12 protein-coding genes and 2 pseudogenes are annotated in these 15,451 nt (G+C 73.2%); 7 read left to right on the top strand and 7 right to left on the bottom strand.

The window, feature by feature from the left end; genetic code table 11:
• Positions 1–222 (top strand): SDR family oxidoreductase (locus ACWDYJ_RS15545; RefSeq protein ID WP_451566054.1); only part of this gene is annotated, 222 nt, incomplete at its 5' end.
• Between the two features lie 164 nt (positions 223–386).
• Entirely contained in the window at positions 387–1,025 is a 639-nt protein-coding gene (locus ACWDYJ_RS15540) for an NAD(P)H oxidoreductase (RefSeq protein WP_451566053.1), read from the top strand.
• Between the two features lie 182 nt (positions 1,026–1,207).
• Here the strand turns inward: ACWDYJ_RS15540 and ACWDYJ_RS15535 are convergent.
• Both ACWDYJ_RS15535 and ACWDYJ_RS15530 read right to left on the bottom strand, forming a co-directional pair.
• Positions 1,208–2,033 (bottom strand): annotated as a pseudogene (locus ACWDYJ_RS15535) (serine hydrolase domain-containing protein).
• 106 nt (positions 2,034–2,139) lie between these two features.
• Entirely contained in the window at positions 2,140–2,802 is a 663-nt protein-coding gene (locus ACWDYJ_RS15530) for a DUF4097 family beta strand repeat-containing protein (RefSeq protein WP_451566056.1), read from the bottom strand.
• Between ACWDYJ_RS15530 and ACWDYJ_RS15525 the strand changes: the two are divergent.
• Both ACWDYJ_RS15525 and ACWDYJ_RS15520 read left to right on the top strand, forming a co-directional pair.
• A pseudogene (locus ACWDYJ_RS15525) lies at positions 2,803–3,552 on the top strand (MarR family transcriptional regulator).
• Positions 3,553–3,718: 166 nt separating this feature from the next.
• A complete protein-coding gene (locus ACWDYJ_RS15520; protein WP_451566052.1) occupies positions 3,719–4,057 on the top strand; it encodes a DoxX family protein in 339 nt (112 codons plus the stop codon).
• A 72-nt stretch (positions 4,058–4,129) separates the two neighbouring features.
• Here the strand turns inward: ACWDYJ_RS15520 and ACWDYJ_RS15515 are convergent, their stop codons facing one another.
• The gene (locus tag ACWDYJ_RS15515; RefSeq protein WP_451566051.1) at positions 4,130–5,674 is read right to left on the bottom strand and encodes an MFS transporter; all 1,545 of its coding nucleotides are present in this window, start codon (positions 5,672–5,674) and stop codon (positions 4,130–4,132) included.
• 185 nt (positions 5,675–5,859) lie between these two features.
• A complete protein-coding gene (locus tag ACWDYJ_RS15510) occupies positions 5,860–6,840 on the bottom strand; it encodes a hypothetical protein (RefSeq protein WP_451566050.1) in 981 nt (326 codons plus the stop codon).
• Between the two features lie 250 nt (positions 6,841–7,090).
• On the opposite strand from ACWDYJ_RS15510, the gene ACWDYJ_RS15505 reads away from it, so the two are divergent.
• On the top strand, positions 7,091–8,425 hold the full coding sequence (locus ACWDYJ_RS15505; protein ID WP_451566055.1) for a cation:proton antiporter: 1,335 nt from the start codon (positions 7,091–7,093) through the stop codon (positions 8,423–8,425).
• 141 nt (positions 8,426–8,566) lie between these two features.
• On the opposite strand, the gene desII is transcribed toward ACWDYJ_RS15505, so the two are convergent.
• The 3 genes from desII to ACWDYJ_RS15490 form a co-directional block, all read right to left on the bottom strand.
• On the bottom strand, positions 8,567–10,099 hold the full coding sequence (desII, locus tag ACWDYJ_RS15500) for a dTDP-4-amino-4,6-dideoxy-D-glucose ammonia-lyase (protein WP_451566049.1): 1,533 nt from the start codon (positions 10,097–10,099) through the stop codon (positions 8,567–8,569).
• Positions 10,096–11,307: an aminotransferase class I/II-fold pyridoxal phosphate-dependent enzyme gene (locus tag ACWDYJ_RS15495; RefSeq protein WP_451566048.1), complete on the bottom strand. Its 1,212-nt coding sequence runs from the start codon at positions 11,305–11,307 to the stop codon at positions 10,096–10,098. Before ACWDYJ_RS15495 ends, desII begins: the two co-directional genes overlap by 4 nt.
• Before the next feature lie 71 nt (positions 11,308–11,378).
• Positions 11,379–12,095, bottom strand: coding sequence for a class I SAM-dependent DNA methyltransferase (locus ACWDYJ_RS15490; RefSeq protein ID WP_451566047.1), 717 nt, complete (start codon positions 12,093–12,095; stop codon positions 11,379–11,381).
• Between the two features lie 192 nt (positions 12,096–12,287).
• Here ACWDYJ_RS15490 and ACWDYJ_RS15485 point away from each other — a divergent pair, with 192 nt between their 5' ends.
• Both ACWDYJ_RS15485 and ovoA read left to right on the top strand, forming a co-directional pair.
• A complete protein-coding gene (locus ACWDYJ_RS15485) occupies positions 12,288–12,851 on the top strand; it encodes a YybH family protein (RefSeq protein ID WP_451566046.1) in 564 nt (187 codons plus the stop codon).
• 200 nt (positions 12,852–13,051) lie between these two features.
• Positions 13,052–15,424 (top strand): 5-histidylcysteine sulfoxide synthase, encoded by a 2,373-nt coding sequence (gene ovoA / locus ACWDYJ_RS15480; protein WP_451566045.1) that lies wholly within the window; start codon positions 13,052–13,054, stop codon positions 15,422–15,424.
• Positions 15,425–15,451: the final 27 nt, after the last annotated feature.

The raw sequence follows: 15,451 nt of genomic DNA, 5'->3' as shown, positions 1-15,451 counted from the left end.
ATCACCGTCAACGCGGTGTCCCCCGGCACCATCGAGACCGACATCCACCCGTGGATGGCGATCCCGGAGGCCAAGGCCCAGGCCGCCGCCTTCTCGGTCTTCAACCGGGTCGGGCAGCCGGACGACGTCGCCGATGTGGTGGCCTTCCTGGCCTCGGACGACGCCCGCTGGGTGACCGGCCAGAACATCGACGTCAGCGGCGGCTCCGGCCTCGGCATCTGACGGACCCGGTCCGGTCGGGCCCCGGTACCGGCGGGGCCCGACCGGGGCTGTCCGGCCACCGCCAACCCCCGCGCGGTGGCCGGACACCCCACAGCCCCCACCCCGACTTCCAGCCAGACTTCCAGCCCGTTGCCCTTGCTCGTGCCCGCATTGGAGGCCGTCCCGTGTCCCGGACCCTGCTCGTAGTGGCCCATCCCCGAGGAGACTCCCTGACCGCGCAGGTCGCGGAGCGCGCCCGTCGCCGGGCGGAGTCGGAGGGGAACTCCGTAGACCTGCTGGACCTGTACGCGGAGGGCTTCGACCCCCGGCTGACCCCGCAGGACGAACCGGACTGGCAGGACCGGGAGAAGCGGTACTCCCCGGAGGTCCACGACCACATGCGGCGGATCGAGGAGGCCGACGAGCTGGTGGTGGTCTTCCCGGTGTGGTGGTTCGCGCCGCCGGCGGTGGTGAAGGGCTGGATCGACCGGGTGTGGAACTACGGCTTCGCCTACGGGCGCAGCAAGCCCCGGCTCGCCGGGAAGCGGATGCTCTGGCTCGGACTGGCCGGGAGCGCGGCGGAGTACTACGAGACCACCGGGCTCGGGAAGGCCCTGGAACTGCAGCTGAAGGTGGGGGTCTCGGAGTTCTGCGGGATCGGGGAGTCGGCGGTGCGGCTCCTGTACGGCACGGAGTTCTCGGGAATCCCGGAGACGTTGCGGGAGGCACGGGCGCGGAAGGTGTTCGCGACGGCGGACGAGGTACTGGCGGAGTTCGCCGCCACGGCGGGCCCGACACCGGCGGCGGTGCCGGTGGAGGCCTGAGCGACGGAGGGAGAGGCGCGGGAGAGATACGCGAGAGGTACGACGCGAGAGGTACGCGAAGCGCGATATGAGACGGGTCCGGTAGCACTCCTGGAGGGGGGTGGGCTACCGGACCTTTCGCACGCCCGGGGTGCGGAGCGGGCCCGGTCGGGACGCGGCCCGGTCAGGGCTGCTCGGCCCGGTCAGGCCGTGGCCTGCTCTGCGGAGAACACCTCTTCGACGAGCCTCTGCGCCGCCTTCTGGAACGCCTCCGCCAGCGACATCGCGGCGTCGTCCACATGGTTCACCCAAGCGGTCAGGGTCTTGGTGCCGTCGGGCGTGCTGTACATCAGGGCGGCGTGGCCGGCGATGCCGCCGTTGTGGGTGATGACGGTGCCGCCGTTCGGGCCCGCGTCCTGCACCATCACGCCCAGGCCGTAGCCGGCCTTGGGATGCGGCGTGCACATCTCGGCCAGCAGCGGGGCCGGCAGGAGCTTGCCGCCCAGCAGGGTGGAGATGAAGGTGTGGAGGTCCTGGGTGGTCGAGATCATGTCGCCGCCGGTGGAGATCCAGGAGGGGTTCTGGCGGGTGACGTCGACCGTCTTCTCCCGACCTGCTTCCTCGTAGCGGTAGTAGGCGTGGGCGTGCGGCTCGGGGACCTCCTGCCGGGTGTCCGGCACCACGGTGTCCGACAGTCCGAGCGGCCCCAGGATCAGCCGCTGCGTCTCCTCGGCGAGCGGGCGGCCGGTGACCTTCTCGATCAGCAGCCTGGCCAGCACGTAGTTGGTGCTGGAGCAGCATCCGCACCGTGATCCGCCGGTCCAGCCCGAACTCGGGCAGGTGGTCGGCCAACAGGTCGTCCAGCGCGATCGTGCCCTCGGCCACCAGTCGCAGGACCAGGGCCGCGGTGAAGGTCTTGGTGCTGCTGCCCACCCGGAACCGCCTGTCGGTCGGCGGCTTCGCGTCCTCGCCCAGCTTGCTCACCCCGGCGCTGCCGAGCCACTCGCCCCGCTCGTCGTGCACGCGCATCTGTATCCCGGTGAAACCGGAGTCGACGATCTCCTGGATGACTTTCTGCAGCTCCGGACGGTCCTGCCCGGCGGCGGTGGTCTGGCTGGTCATGAGGGGGGCTCCTTCAGAGGCTGCGGGCGGTGATGTCGCCGTAGGAGGTGGTGGCGTGGATGTTCAGGGCGGGGGTGCCGTCGGCGTTCTTCAGGGCCTTGTGGATGCGGCCGTAGCCGGTGCCGGCGTCCAGGGACGCGGAGACCCCGCGGGCCGCGCCGATGGTGATCTCGCCGTGCTCGGTACGCAGTTCGACCGTGCCGGACACGGCCTCGGTGATACGGATGTCACCCTTCTGCGTGCCGACCTCGGCCGGGCCGCCCAGGCGGCCGACCGTGACGTCACCGGCCTGGAGGGCCAGACGGGCGGCCGCGGTCTCGTCGAGCTTGACCGTGCCGTGCGCGGCCTCGAACACCACGTCACCGAGCCGGCCGACGCCCCGGAACTCGGCGCTGGCCGCCTTCGCCTCGACGCGGGAGCCGGTGGGGAGCTGGACCGTGACCTCCACGGAGCCGGAGTCGCCCAGGATCCGGCTCTTGGCTTCCGCGGCCCCAATGCGCAGGACGCCGTCGGCGTAGGCGACCGTGATCTGCTCGGCGGCCTTCACGTCCCGGCCCTTCGAAGCGTCCGCCGGCAGGACCTCGACGGTGGTGTCGGCGCGGTCCGCGGCGATGAAGCGGATGAGTCCCGCAGGGATGTCCAGGACGGCGGTTACCGGGGCGGCAGGAGACCGCAGATGCCCGGAGGCGGGCTCACCCAGCAGGAACGCCAGCAGATCGCGCTGGCCGACGGGCTCGCCTACGCGGAGATCGCCCGACGTCTCGACCGCCCCACCTCGACGGTCACGCGTGAGGTGATGCGCAACGGCGGCCCCACCGCCCTACCGCGTCGACCTGGCCCACCGCGCCACCGAACACCGCGCCCACCGGCGCAGGCAGCCCGCGCCCCGAGGGCCGCAGGCGCTCCCCCAGGCCCACGGACGCGACGCCGAGGCGTGCGCGAGTACGAGGAGACGTTCACCACCGTCTTCATGGCGTCGGGCCTGCCCAAGATGACGGCCCGGGTGCTGGTTTCCCTCTACACCACCGACGTCGGCAGCCTCACCGCGTCCGACCTCGTCCAGCGCCTCCAGGTCAGCCCGGCGTCCGTCTCCAAGGCGATCGCGTTCCTCGACAGTCAGGGGCTCGTCCGCCGGGAACGCGACGAACGCCGCCGCGAGCGCTACGTCGTCGACGACGACGTCTTCTACCAGTCGATGATGGCCAGCGCCCGCGCCACCGCCCAGCTCGTCGTGACCGCACGGGAGGGCGTGAACGTCCTCGGCCCCGGCACCCCGGCTGGCGCCCGCCTCGAAAACATCGCCCGTTTCGTCGACTTCGTCTCCGAGAGCATCGTCCGCGCCGCGGAACAGGCCCGCGAGATCCTCTACACGAAACCCGCGACGCCGACGGACGGCCCTGCCGAGCCGAGTCCGGACCGCGGATAGACAACTGCCCTGTTAATCCTGGGAGTTCGCCGGGCGGCGGGCTGTCGGCGGTGCTCGCCGAAAAAATACTTCCCGGGGCTGTCACATCGGTACGGGGCCGCGGGTCAAAGGGGTGTCGAACGCACGCAGGAAGCCGGCAACACCCCACCCGACCAAGGAGAACCCGATGTCCACCACCGCCACCGTCATCACCCTCGTCGCCGCCCTGATGGCCGGATTCTCCGGAATCTCGATCTTCCGCGGTGCGAAGTTCGTCGTCGAGCCCCTCGCCGAGTACGGCGTTCCGAAGTCCTGGTGGAACTGGCTCGGCGCCGCCAAGGTCGCCGGCGCCTTGGGACTCCTCGCCGGGTTCGCCGTCCCGGCGGTCGGAATCGCCGCCGCCATCGGGCTCGTCGCCTACTTCACCGGCGCCGTCGTCACCGTCCTGCGGGCCCGCTCGTACGCCCACGTCGCCTTCCCGATGATCTACGCCGCTCCGGCCGTCGCCGTCCTCGCCCTCGTCTGAGCCCTCGTCTGACACCGGGCGGGGACATGCGGGAGGGGCTGCTCGGAGAGCAGCCCCTGGGGGGATGACCGGTCACTCGGCACTGCCGATCGGCGGGATGCGCCGCAGGAGGGCGGCCACCGCCACCGCGGTCAGGACCGCCAGGCCCGCGCTGACCAGGGACGCCGTATGGAACCCGGAGGTGAAGGCGTCCCGGGCCGCGGTGAGGAGGTCGGCGCCGAGGGTGCCCGGCAGCTGGGCCGCCGCGTCGGTCGCGCCGCCGACGGTGTCGCGGGCCGCGGCCAGCGCGTCGGAGGGGATCCCGGCCGGAGCCGCGGAGGCCACGTCGTCCCGGTAGACCGCCACCGCCACGCTGCCGGTGCCGGCGATGCCGAGGGCCAGCCCGAGGTCGTACGCGGTCTGGCCGGTGGCCGCCGCGGAACCGGCCTTCTCCGCCGGGGCCGAGCCCACCGCGAGCGCGGTACCGAGCACGCTGATCGGGGCGATGCCGAACATGACGAGCGCGAGGCCGAGCGAGACCGCCACGACGCCGTCCACCGTCGCCAGCCAGAAGCCGAGCAGGGTGAAGGCCAGGCCCGCGAGGATCACGTAGGCGGGGCGCACGCGCCGGGCGAGGACCGGGGTCAGCTGGGAGCCCAGGACCAGGCCCGCCGCTCCGGGCAGCAGCCACAGTCCGGCCGCGAGGGGGGTGAGACCGCCGATGGCGAGCAGGTACTGCGGGACCAGGTACTCGATGCCGTTCAGGGCCATCATGCCGAGGAGCAGGGCGAGCAGGGCGCCGGTGAAGGCCCGGCTGGAGAACAGCCGCAGGTCGAGGAGCGGGGTGGCGAGCCGGTTCTGGCGGCGGACGAAGAAGAAGGTGAAGACCGCGCCGACCGCGATGGCCGCCAGGTAGGAGCCCTCCGGCCCGAACTCGGCGAGCTTCTTGACGCCGTAGACGACCGGGAGGATCGCGAGGAGGAACAGCCCGGCGCTGGGGAGGTCGATCCGGCCGGCGGACGGGTCGCGGTACTCGGGGAGCAGCAGCGGCGCCAGCAGGACCACCGGGATCATCACCGGGACGCCGAGCAGGAACACCGAACCCCACCAGAAGCTGTTCAGCAGGACACCGCCGATGACGGGGCCGATCGCGATCCCGACCGAGAGGGCGGTCACCCACATGGCGATGGCGGTGGCCCGCTGGCGGGCGTCGGCGAACATGTGGGTGATCAGCGCGAGCGTCGACGGGAGGACCGCCGCGCCGGCCACGCCGAGCAGGGCCCGCGCCACGATCAGGGTGGTCGGGTTGGCGGCGTACGCGGCGAGCAGCGACGCGGCGATGACTCCCGCCGAACCGGCGAGGAGCAGCTTGCGACGGCCGATCCGGTCCCCCAGCGTGCCCATGATCACCAGGAAGCCGGCCGTCATGAACCCGTACATGTCGGTGGTCCAGAGCAGCTCGCTGCTGGAGGGGTGCAGGTCGGCCGTCAGGTACGGGGTGGCCAGCCAGAGCACGCCCAGGTCGGCGGTCATCAGCGTCACGGGCAGGAGGAGCACCGCGAGGCCCAGCCACTGGCGCGGGCCGGCCCGGGTGGGGAGCGCCTCGGAGGTGTCGGAGGAGGAGGTCGTCGAAGTCATGTGAGCACTGTGCGCGCGGATGTTCCGGGTCCGGCTCGGGTGCGGTTGCGGTGGCGTTCCGGTGGCGTTCCGTGACCGGATCCGCGCTGGTGGGGCGGGGTGCGGGGCCGCCGACGGGTGCTGGGCCGGGGCCCGGCGGTGGCGTGCGGGGGCCGGGGCCCGGCGGTGGGGCCCCGGCTGGGGGGTCAGTGGGCCCAGGGGGCCATCGGGTACCAGATGAGGTCGCGGCGGGCGAGGATGCGCACGTCCCAGTACAGGATCATGAAGATGCCCGCGGCGACGAAGGCCGCGGCCATGAGGGCGGAGACCCGGCTGGGCTTGGCGGTGAGCCAGCGGTGGAGGCGGTCGCCGAAGATGCCGGTGACGAGCAGGAAGAGCAGCCCGACGATCACGATGTTGCCGAGGGCCTGGAGGCTGAAGACGGCGGCGCCGTAGAGGACGTTGTGGCTTTCGGCGGCGTCGCGGAAGAGCTGGCGGAACAGCCCGAAGGGGCGGCCGAGGAGCAGGGCTCCGGTCATCGCGCCCATGACGAACATGGGGGCGCCGGGGAAGCGGGCGGTCAGGCGGGCCAGCGGGTCGCGGACCAGGCCGGCGGCGGCCAGGCCGAGGTAGGTCATGGCCAGGCCCAGGATCCCGTAGACCACCATGGCCTGGATCAGGCGGGGCGAGAAGCCTCCTGCCTGGGAGGCCGTCTGGAACTGGGGCATGCCGGTGCCGACGACGGCTACGAGGACCCCGTAAGCGGCGGAGACCACGATCGCGCCGGCCGCGAGCTGCCCGAGGGGGCGCAGCGCGGCGGCGAGCCGGCCGCGACGGGTGGCGACCTGCCCGGCGAGGGGGGCGACAGCGCTGAAGACGGCGATGTTGCAGGCGGTGAAGGTGCCCGCCACGCCGGTGACGAGGGCGAAGGCGATGCCGGCGAGGGCTCCGGTGAGGGGGGCGTCCTTGGCGGGGTGGCCGAGGAGGGCGTCGGAGACGTTGCCGCCGATGGTCTTGTCGACGAACTCCGCCGACCAGACGACGGTCAGGGCGAATCCGACGAGGGCGCCGAGGACCAGGACGAGGGTCCGGCGGCGCGGGGCGTGGCCGTTGAAGAAGAAGGAGGGGGCGCGGGCCGGGCGTTGTGGACGGGTCGTCGCGGCGGGACGGGACGCAACCTGGGTCATGGGTTTTCCTTCAGGGAAGACCTGCGTCGGTCAGGGGCGGGGTGCCTGCGAGGTCATGGGCGCTCCTGGTCGGGGCTCTCTGCGGCGTCGGAGCATCATCGTCGCGAGCGGCGGAAGCGCGGCCAACTCCCAGCGTGCGCCGCCGATCCGGGCCGGGCGCGGTCCGCATTCCAGGAGAAGCCCCGGTTCCGGGCGGGCCCGAGAATGGGCGGCGGGGGCTGGCTGGCTCAGGAGGCCGATCGAGTTGACGGTGATCGTGTCCGCGGCGCCGGTGGCGCCGCTCGCTTCGCACACGGTGCTGCTGTTCCTGCTCCAGGCCGGGGTGCTGCTGGCGCTGGCCTCCGCGCTGGGGGCCCTTGCCGTCCGGTGGCGCATGCCGGCGCTGGTCGGCGAGCTGACCGCCGGGGTGCTGCTCGGTCCGTCCGTGCTGGGCGCTCTCGCGCCCGCGCTGTCCGGCCGGCTCTTCCCCCGGGACGCCGAGCAGTTGCACCTGCTGGACGCCGTGGGGCTGTTGGGGGTGCTGTTCCTGGTGGCGCTGGCGGGGACACAGGTCGACCTGGGGCTCGTCAGACGCCAGAGCGGGACCGCCCTGCGGGTGAGCCTGGGCGGGCTGGTGGTGCCGCTGGCCGGCGGAGTCGTCTGTGGGCTGCTGCTGCCGGCCACACTGGCCGGGCCGGGTACGGACCCGGTGGTCTTCGCCCTTTTCATGGGTGTCGCGATGTGTGTGAGCGCCATTCCGGTGATCGCCAAGACGCTCACCGACATGAACCTGATGCACCGTCGGGTGGGCCAGCTGACAATGACGGCCGCCGTCTTCGACGACGTCTGCGGGTGGGTGATGCTCTCGCTGCTGTCCGCCATGGCCGCGTCGGGGCTGCACACGGGTGACGTGGTGCGGTCGGTGGCCGCGCTCGCCGTGGCCGGTGCCGCCGCGGTCTGGGTGGTGCGGCCGGTCGCACGCCGGGTGCTGGGGCGGGCCCGTGGGGCGGGGACGGTGCTGACGTCCCTGGTGGTGCTGATCCTGTTCTCGGCCGCGGGCAGTCAGGCGCTGGGGCTGGAGGCGATCGTCGGCGCGTTCGCCTGCGGGCTCGCGATCCGCTCGGTCGCCTCGAAGGGGCGGGGGGACCTGACGGCCCTCGACCCGCTGCGCCGGATGCTGACCGGTGTGCTGGCGCCGTTGTTCTTCGCGACGGCGGGGCTGCGGATCGACCTGACGGCCCTGGCAGACGCGCGACTGGCGCCGCTGGCCCTGCTGGTGCTGGCGGTCGCCGTCGTGGGCAAGTTCGCGGGGGCCTTCCTGGGGGCGATGGCCAGCGGGATGACCCGCTGGGAGGGGCTCGCGCTGGGCGCCGCGCTCAACGCGCGGGGGGTGATCGAGGTGGTGATCGCCACCGCCGGGCTGCGGATGGGGGTGCTCACCTCGGCCTCGTACACGATGGTCGTCCTGGTGGCCATCGCCACCTCGCTCATGGCTCCGCCGCTGCTGCGCTGGACGATGGCGCGGGTCGAGACGACCCCCGAGGACGAACAGCGGCTCGCCGTGCACCGGGGGATCTGGGAGCCGGCGCGGACCGACGGGAAGTGAGCACGCCCCCGCGCCCCCTCCCCCCGGAAGGGTGGGGGAGGGGGCGCGGGGCCGATCAGCGGGCCGGCCGGTCAGCGGGTCGGGGCCGGGCCGGTCAGCCGGTCAGCTGGTCGGGAGGCAGTTGGCCAGCCGGTCAGCTGGTCAGCGCAGGAAGCCGCGGGCCTCGCCCCAGCCGGCCGCGAGGTCGGCCTCGGCCTGGTTGAGGCGGGCGGTCACCACCTGGTCGAAGCCGTCCAGGAAGTACTGGTCCCCGGCGGCCGGTTCGACGCGGGCGCCGCTCGTGACGAACCCGTCGACCACCTGGGAGAGCGAGGTGTCCGGGCCGACCCGGCCCATGACGTAGCGGTCCGCGCCGGCCAGCCCGGGGAAGCCGGACTCCCGGTACGGGTAGACGTCGCCCAGCAGGTCGACTTGGACGGAGGCCTGCGGGTGCAGGGTAGGGCGCATGTGCTCGGGCAGGACGCGGATGAGTTCGGCGTCGGCTCCGGCGCGCAGGCTCGCCAGCGCGTACCCGTAGTCGACGTCGAGGGTGGGGACGCGGGCGGCGGCGCGCTCCTCGAAGGCGCCGAGGGCGTCTTGGAGTTCGGTGCGCTCGGCGCGGGTGAGCCTGCCGTCGGGGCGGCCGCTGTAATCCTCGCGGAGCTTGAGGAAGTCGACGGGGCGGCCGGGGGCCGCGGCGTCGAGCTCGGCGATGAAGTCGACGAGGTCGAGCAGCCGGTGGGCGCGGCCGGGCAGCACGATGTAGCTGAAGCCGAGCCGCATCGGGCTGTGGAGGGCGGCCCGCAGTTCCTGGAACCGCAGCAGGTTTGCCCGTACGCGGGAGAAGGCGCCGGCCTTGCCGGTGGTGGCCCGGTACTCCTCGTCGTCGAGGCCGTACAGGGAGGTGCGGATGGCGTGCAGGTCCCACAGGCCGGGCTGGCGCTCCCAGGTTCGGTGGTTGAGCGCGAACGCGTTGGTGTAGAGGGTCAGGCGCAGTCCCCGGGCGGCGGCGCGGGCGACGAGGGCGCCGAGGCCGGGGTTGGTGAGGGGTTCCAGGCCGCCGGAGACGTACATGCGGTACGGGTCGTCGGTGGGGACCTCGTCGATGACGGAGGCGAACATCTCGTTGCCGGCGGCCAGACGGTTTCCCTCGTAGCGGGCGCCGGTGACGCGGACGCAGAAGTGGCAGCGGAACATGCAGGTCGGCCCGGGGTAGAGGGCGACGATGTCGGGGACGGCCGGCTTGCCCGCGAGGACGGAGTCGAACACGCCCTTGGCTTCGAGGGGCAGGACGGTGTTGGACCAGTACTTGCCGGCGGGTCCGCCGGTGACGGCGGAGCGCAGCGCGGGAACGCGGCCGAACCGGTCGAGGAGGCCGGCGAAGGAGTCCCGGTCCACGCCCAGGCGCCGCCGGGCGGTCTCCAGCGGGGTGAAGGGGTGGGTGCCGTAGGTGCGGGCCAGCTCGACGAGGTGGCGGGCCGCGGCGGCGCCGCCGGGGGCCTCGGCCGCGCCGCCGGGGGCCGGGCCCGCGGGGGAGTCCGGGCCCGCGGGGACGGACAGCAGGTGGCCCAGGGCCTCGGCGGCGGCGCGCGCGTCGGCGCCGGGGGCCGCGCAGCGCGCCACGGTGCGGGCCGCGGCGGCGTACGCGGCGGAGGGCACCGCTGAGGGCACTGCGGCCGGGGTGGGGGTGTTCATGCGGGTCCCTTCCTGTCGTTGCGCCGGTACCGGGCGGTCAGCTCGGCGCCGTGGGCCACGGCGAAGCGGACGGTCTCGCACAGCCGGCGGATGCTCTCCGGCCCGGCGCCGGGGCCGGTGGGCAGGGAGAGCACCCGGGCGGCGAGGGCTTCGGTGTGCGGGAGCGCGTACGCCTGCCGTGACCGGTAGGGCTCCAGCAGGTGGCACGGGGGCGAGCCGATGGGGGGCAGGACGAGGGCGTTCTCGGCGCGCAGCAGCTCCAGGAGGAGGTCCCGGCCGAGTCCGGCGGCCTCCTCGTCGATGTCGAGGACCGTGTACTGGTGGTTGTGGCGCTCGGCGCCGTCGAGGGGGGTCAGGGTGAGGCCGGGGATCCCTTCGAGTTCCTCGCGGTAGGTACGTCGGCACGCGCGGTTGGCCTCGACGTACGCGGGGAAGGCGTCGAGGGAGGTCAGGCCCATCGCGGCGGCGGCCTCGCTCATCTTGGCGTTGGTGCCGCCGGCGTGGGACACCTGGTCGAGGCCCTTGCCGAAGTTGGCCAGGGCGCGGACCCGGGCGGCGAGTTCGTCGTCGTCGGTGACGACCGCGCCGCCCTCGAAGGCGCCGACGACCTTGGTGGCGTGGAAGCTGAAGACCTCGGCCGAGCCGGCTCCGCCGACGGGGACACCGCCCCGGGTGCAGCCCAGGGCGTGGGCGGCGTCGAGGAACAGGCGCAGGCCGTGGTCGGCGGCGAGTTTCTCCAGGGCTCCCGTGTCGCAGGGCCGGCCCCACAGGTGGACTCCGATGACGGCGCTGGTGCGGGGGGTGACGGCGGCCCGTGCCAGGTCGGGGTCTATGAGGCCGGTACGGGGGTCGACGTCGCAGAAGACGGGGGTGAGGCCGAGCCACTGGACGGCGTGGGCGGTCGCCGCGAAGGTCAGCGACGGCATGATCACTTCGCCGGTCAGGTCGGTGGCACGGACCAGCAGTTGGAGGGCGCTGGTGGCGTTGCAGGTGGCCACGGCGTGGCGGGTGCCGGCGAGGCCGGCTATGCGGGCCTCGAACTCCAGCGAGAGGGGGCCGCCGTTGGAGAGCCACTCGTTGTCCAGGGCCCAGTCGAGGCGTTCGTAGAGCCGGGCGCGGTCGACGGGGCCCGGCCTGCCGACGGAGAGCGGCCGCAGGAAGGCCGTGCGGCCGCCGAACAGGGCGAGGTCGTCCAGGGTCCGTTTCACCCCGCCGCGCGGCGGGCGCGGTCCGGGGGCGCCAGGGGAGCCGGGCGCGCCGGGGGTCGTACGGGGCGCGTTCACGCGCGGCGGCCGACGAACAGGCCGCGGCCGAGTGCGCCGCTTTCCGCGAGGTATTCCACCGTGCATCCCGCGGCCCGGAATGCGGCCTCGTATTCGCCACGGTCGAAAAGCCGGAGGGGATAGTCGTCGGTGAAATGCTGGATTCCGGATTCGGGGTCGGCGACGGCGAAATGGACCGTCACCCGTGTTTCCCGGCCTTGCCGGGTGGTGCGGGAGAGGCGGGCGACGGCGCGGCCGGAGTCGGTGACGGCGGCGCCGCCGACGTGTCCGTCGAGGAAGGTCTCGGGGAACCACCAGGGCTCGACCACGACGACCCCGCCGGGCTCCAGGTGGGCCGCGAACCGGCCCAGCGTCGCCTCCAGCTCGGCGACCGAGGTGACGTGCCCGATGGAACTGAACATGCAGGTCACCACGTCGAAGGTGCGCCCCAGGGCGAAGTCGCGCATGTCGCCCTGGTGCACGGGGACGTCGGTCAGCTTCTCGCGGGCCACCTCGACCATGCCGGCCGCCAGCTCGACGCCCTCCACGTGCCCGAACAGGTCGCGGAAGGCCCGCAGGTGGGGTCCGGTGCCGCAGGCGACGTCGAGCAGGGACGACGCCTCGGGGAAGCGCTCGGTCACCAGGCGGCGTACTTCCTTCGCCTCGGCGGCGTAATCCTTGCCGGTGCCTTCGTAGAACGAGACGTAGATGTCAGCGAATTCTTTGCCGTACATGTATTCCCCAATGGCGTCGTTGTCCGTCTACTCTCGGGCCCCGGGGAACAGCGGCAGTTCGTGCCCTGTCCCGTCCTCCCCGCACCTGACCGTCGCATCCGGCACGACGCCGGGCATCTCCTGGATTGCCGAGTCACGGGCACCGGTCGCGGGCGTCGGGGACACCAGTCGCTCACCAACGGAGGGAACACCATGGCGAAGTACGCGACGGCGCGGAGACTGCGATCGGTGGTACTGGTCACCGCGCTGCTGTGGGGGGTCTCGGCCCCGGCGCAGGCGAGCGGCGGAGCCGGCGGAGCCGCCGCGGCGGCCGCCGCCGAGGCGCGGCACCAAGCGGGCTGCCGGGCGGCGTTCCAGAGCACCTGGACGCGGTACAACCAGGCCTTCGACGCCCGGGACGTGGACCGGCTGGCGGGCCACTACCTGGCGGACGCCTCGAAGGTCGACCCGAACGGCAGCTACCACCAGGGCCGGCCGGCGATCGGGGGACTGTTCCGCGAGTTGTTCGCGCTCGACTTCACCAGCGACTTCCGTGAGGTCCACCGGACGGTCGTGGACTGCCGCACCGCGCTGCTGGTCGTCGACTCCACGTTGCACTTCCCGCAGTGGGGGAACACCGAGCGGTTCGTGTCGGCACTGTCCTTCACGTACCACCGGGGCGAGTGGAAGGTGATCGCCAACGCCAGCTCGCCGTCGCCCACGCCGTCGCCCACGCCGTCGCCCACGTCGTCCGCGGCGCCGGCGCCGGCGCCGTAGCCGTCACCGGCGCTGTCGCCGTCTTCGGGCCGAAGGCGGGTGCCCGGCTCCGCGGGGAGTGCGCGACGGGGCGCAATCCTGAAGATGCCGGGCACGTCCGCGAGGTGGCACGGTCTGGCAGAGGGGGCCGGACAAGGCAAGGACGTTCGGCGTTGCACCCGTCCTTCGCACTGTTTCCGTCCTGTGAGAAAGGCCAGCTCATGACGACCGTGGCAGCAGAGCCGTGGGAGATGAACGTCTCCAAGCATGGGGACGAGCGGCTGAGCGGGCCCCGCGGCCCGTGGTGGTTCACTGGCAGGACCCCCGTTCCCCACGAGTGTCCGGGAGTCGGGGCCGACGGGCGCATCACCTCGCTCCCGCTGCCCGACCTCTCGTCCTGCGACCGTGCGGCGGTGCTGGACTACTTCGACAACTCCTGGGCGCTGACGGAGTCCCTCTTCGCGGGTCTGCAGACGGCGGAGGCCTTCTACCGGCCGCCGGCCCACAACCTGCGCCACCCGATGATCTTCTACTACGGGCACCCGGCCACCCTCTACGTCAACAAGCTGCGGGTCAGCGGACTGCTGGGCAAGGCGGTCGACGCGTACCTGGAGCAGGTCCTGGAGACCGGCGTCGACGAGATGTCGTGGGACGACCTGTCGAAGAACGAGATGCTGTGGCCCTCCGTCGCCGAGGTCCACGCCTACCGGGCGACGGTCTACCGCCTGGTCCGCGCGGTCATCGAGACGACGGACTTCGCCCCCGACCTCGGCCGCCCGGTGACCATGCGGGACCCGGCCTGGGCGCTGTTCCTCTCCTTCGAGCACGACCGGATCCACCTGGAGACCAGCTCCGTGCTCATCCGGGAGCTGCCGCTGCGGCTGGTGTCGGCGCACCCGTCGTGGCCCGCGCCCGCCCCGATGCGGCGTACGGGCGAGGCCGGCAAGCCCACCCCCGAGGCCGTCCCGGAGAACCGGATGGTGGCGGTACCGGGCGGCCTGGCGCACCTGGGCAAGCCCGCGGACTTCCCCTCCTTCGGCTGGGACAACGAGTACGGCAGCCGGGACGTCGAGGTGGAGGCGTTCGAGACCTCCCGGTACATGGTCAGCAACGGCGAGTACCACCGCTTCGTCGCGGACGGCGGCTACCGCCGGCCCGAGCTGTGGTCGCAGGAGGGGTGGGACTGGCGGGCCTTCCGGAACGCCAAGTGGCCGCAGTTCTGGGTGCCGGACGGCCCCAGCGGCCTGCACGCGTACCGGCTGCGGACCACCTTCGACGAGATCGACATGCCGTGGGACTGGCCGGTGTGCGTCAACTACCACGAGGCCAAGGCGTACTGCGCCTGGCGCGGGGCCGAGGACGGACGCGCCTACCGGCTGCCGACGGAGGCGGAGCACCGTCTGGTGGGCGACCTCCCGGCGGAGCCGGGCGTGGCCGACGACCCGGTGATGGGTGCCGACGGCGCCGAGATGCGCCGCCGCGGGATCAACCTGAACCTCGCCTGGGGCTCGGAGTCGCCCGTCGACCACTCGCCGGCCACCGCCCACGGCGTGCACGACGCCGCGGGCAACCTGTGGACGCTGTCCGAGGACACCTTCAACCCGCTGGAGTCCTTCAGCGTCCACCCGTACTACGAGGACTTCAGCACCCCCTGCTTCGACGGCCGCCACCACATGATCCTCGGCGGGGCCTTCGTCAGCACGGGTGACGAGGCGAGCGTCTGGTCGCGCTTCCACTTCCGGCCGCACTTCCTCCAGCAGTGCGGGATCCGCCTGATCGCCTCCGCCCCGGCGGCGCGGAGCGAGGAGCTCCCGGCGGACGGGGCGGCCGCGTCCTACGAGGCGCGCGAGATGCTGGACCGCTACCTGCTGATGCACCTCGGCAGCGCCGAGGAGACCTTCGGCCGGGCGGACCACCCCCTCTCCGTGACCCACGGCTTCCCGCAGCGGGTGGCGGCCGCGCTGCTGCGCGAGGCCAAGCGCTCGGGTACGCCGCCGCGCCGCGTCCTGGACGTGGGCTGCGCGGTGGGCGGCAGTTCCTTCGCCCTCGCCCAGGGCGGGGTGGCGGACGTCGTCGGCGTGGACCGCAGCCGCCGCTTCGTCGAGACGGCCGCGGAGCTGGCGGCCGGGGCGGCCGTGCCGTACGACCGGATCGACCAGGGCGAGAACCGGACGCGGCTCCAGGCGCGCGCGCCCCGGCCGGCCGCCGGCTGCGCGGTGTCCTTCGAGGTCGCCGACGGCTGCGCGCTGCCCGCCTCCCTGGGCCGGTTCGACGCCGTGGTGCTGGCCAACCTCCTCGACCGGGTGGAGGACCCCGAGGCGCTGCTGCGGCAGTTCACCGAGTCGGACGTCTTCCTGGGCGCGGGCGGGCTGCTGCTCGTCGCCAGCCCGTGGACCTGGCGGGGCGAGCACACCGCGCGGGAGCGCTGGCTGGGCGCCCGGCGCGGTGCGCCGACCAGTGAGGTGGAGGTCAGGCGGCTGCTCGGGTACGCCTTCGACCAGGTCGCGGGGTCGGACGAGCCGGCGGTGCTGCGCGACCACTCCCGCCACTTCGAGGTCCTGAACTCCGACGTCTCGGTGTGGCGCAAGCGCTGACGGACCGCTGACGGGGCCGCTGACGGC

The sequence above is a fragment of the Streptomyces sp. NPDC003042 genome, from assembly GCF_053591315.1.
Note: the sequence above shows the minus strand (reverse complement) of the source record. Positions and strands in the feature narration are given on the sequence as shown.

Bases quoted from the DNA above. Each gene is read 5' to 3' on its own strand.
- ACWDYJ_RS15520 (WP_451566052.1), top strand. From the start codon at position 3,719: ATGTCCACCACCGCCACCGTCATCACCCTCGTCGCCGCCCTGATGGCC.
- ACWDYJ_RS15515 (WP_451566051.1), bottom strand. From the start codon at position 5,674: ATGACTTCGACGACCTCCTCCTCCGACACCTCCGAGGCGCTCCCCACC.
- ACWDYJ_RS15490 (WP_451566047.1), bottom strand. From the start codon at position 12,095: ATGTACGGCAAAGAATTCGCTGACATCTACGTCTCGTTCTACGAAGGC.
- ACWDYJ_RS15485 (WP_451566046.1), top strand. From the start codon at position 12,288: ATGGCGAAGTACGCGACGGCGCGGAGACTGCGATCGGTGGTACTGGTC.
- ovoA (WP_451566045.1), top strand. From the start codon at position 13,052: ATGACGACCGTGGCAGCAGAGCCGTGGGAGATGAACGTCTCCAAGCAT.
- desII (WP_451566049.1), bottom strand. From the start codon at position 10,099: ATGAACACCCCCACCCCGGCCGCAGTGCCCTCAGCGGTGCCCTCCGCC.
- ACWDYJ_RS15510 (WP_451566050.1), bottom strand. From the start codon at position 6,840: ATGACCCAGGTTGCGTCCCGTCCCGCCGCGACGACCCGTCCACAACGC.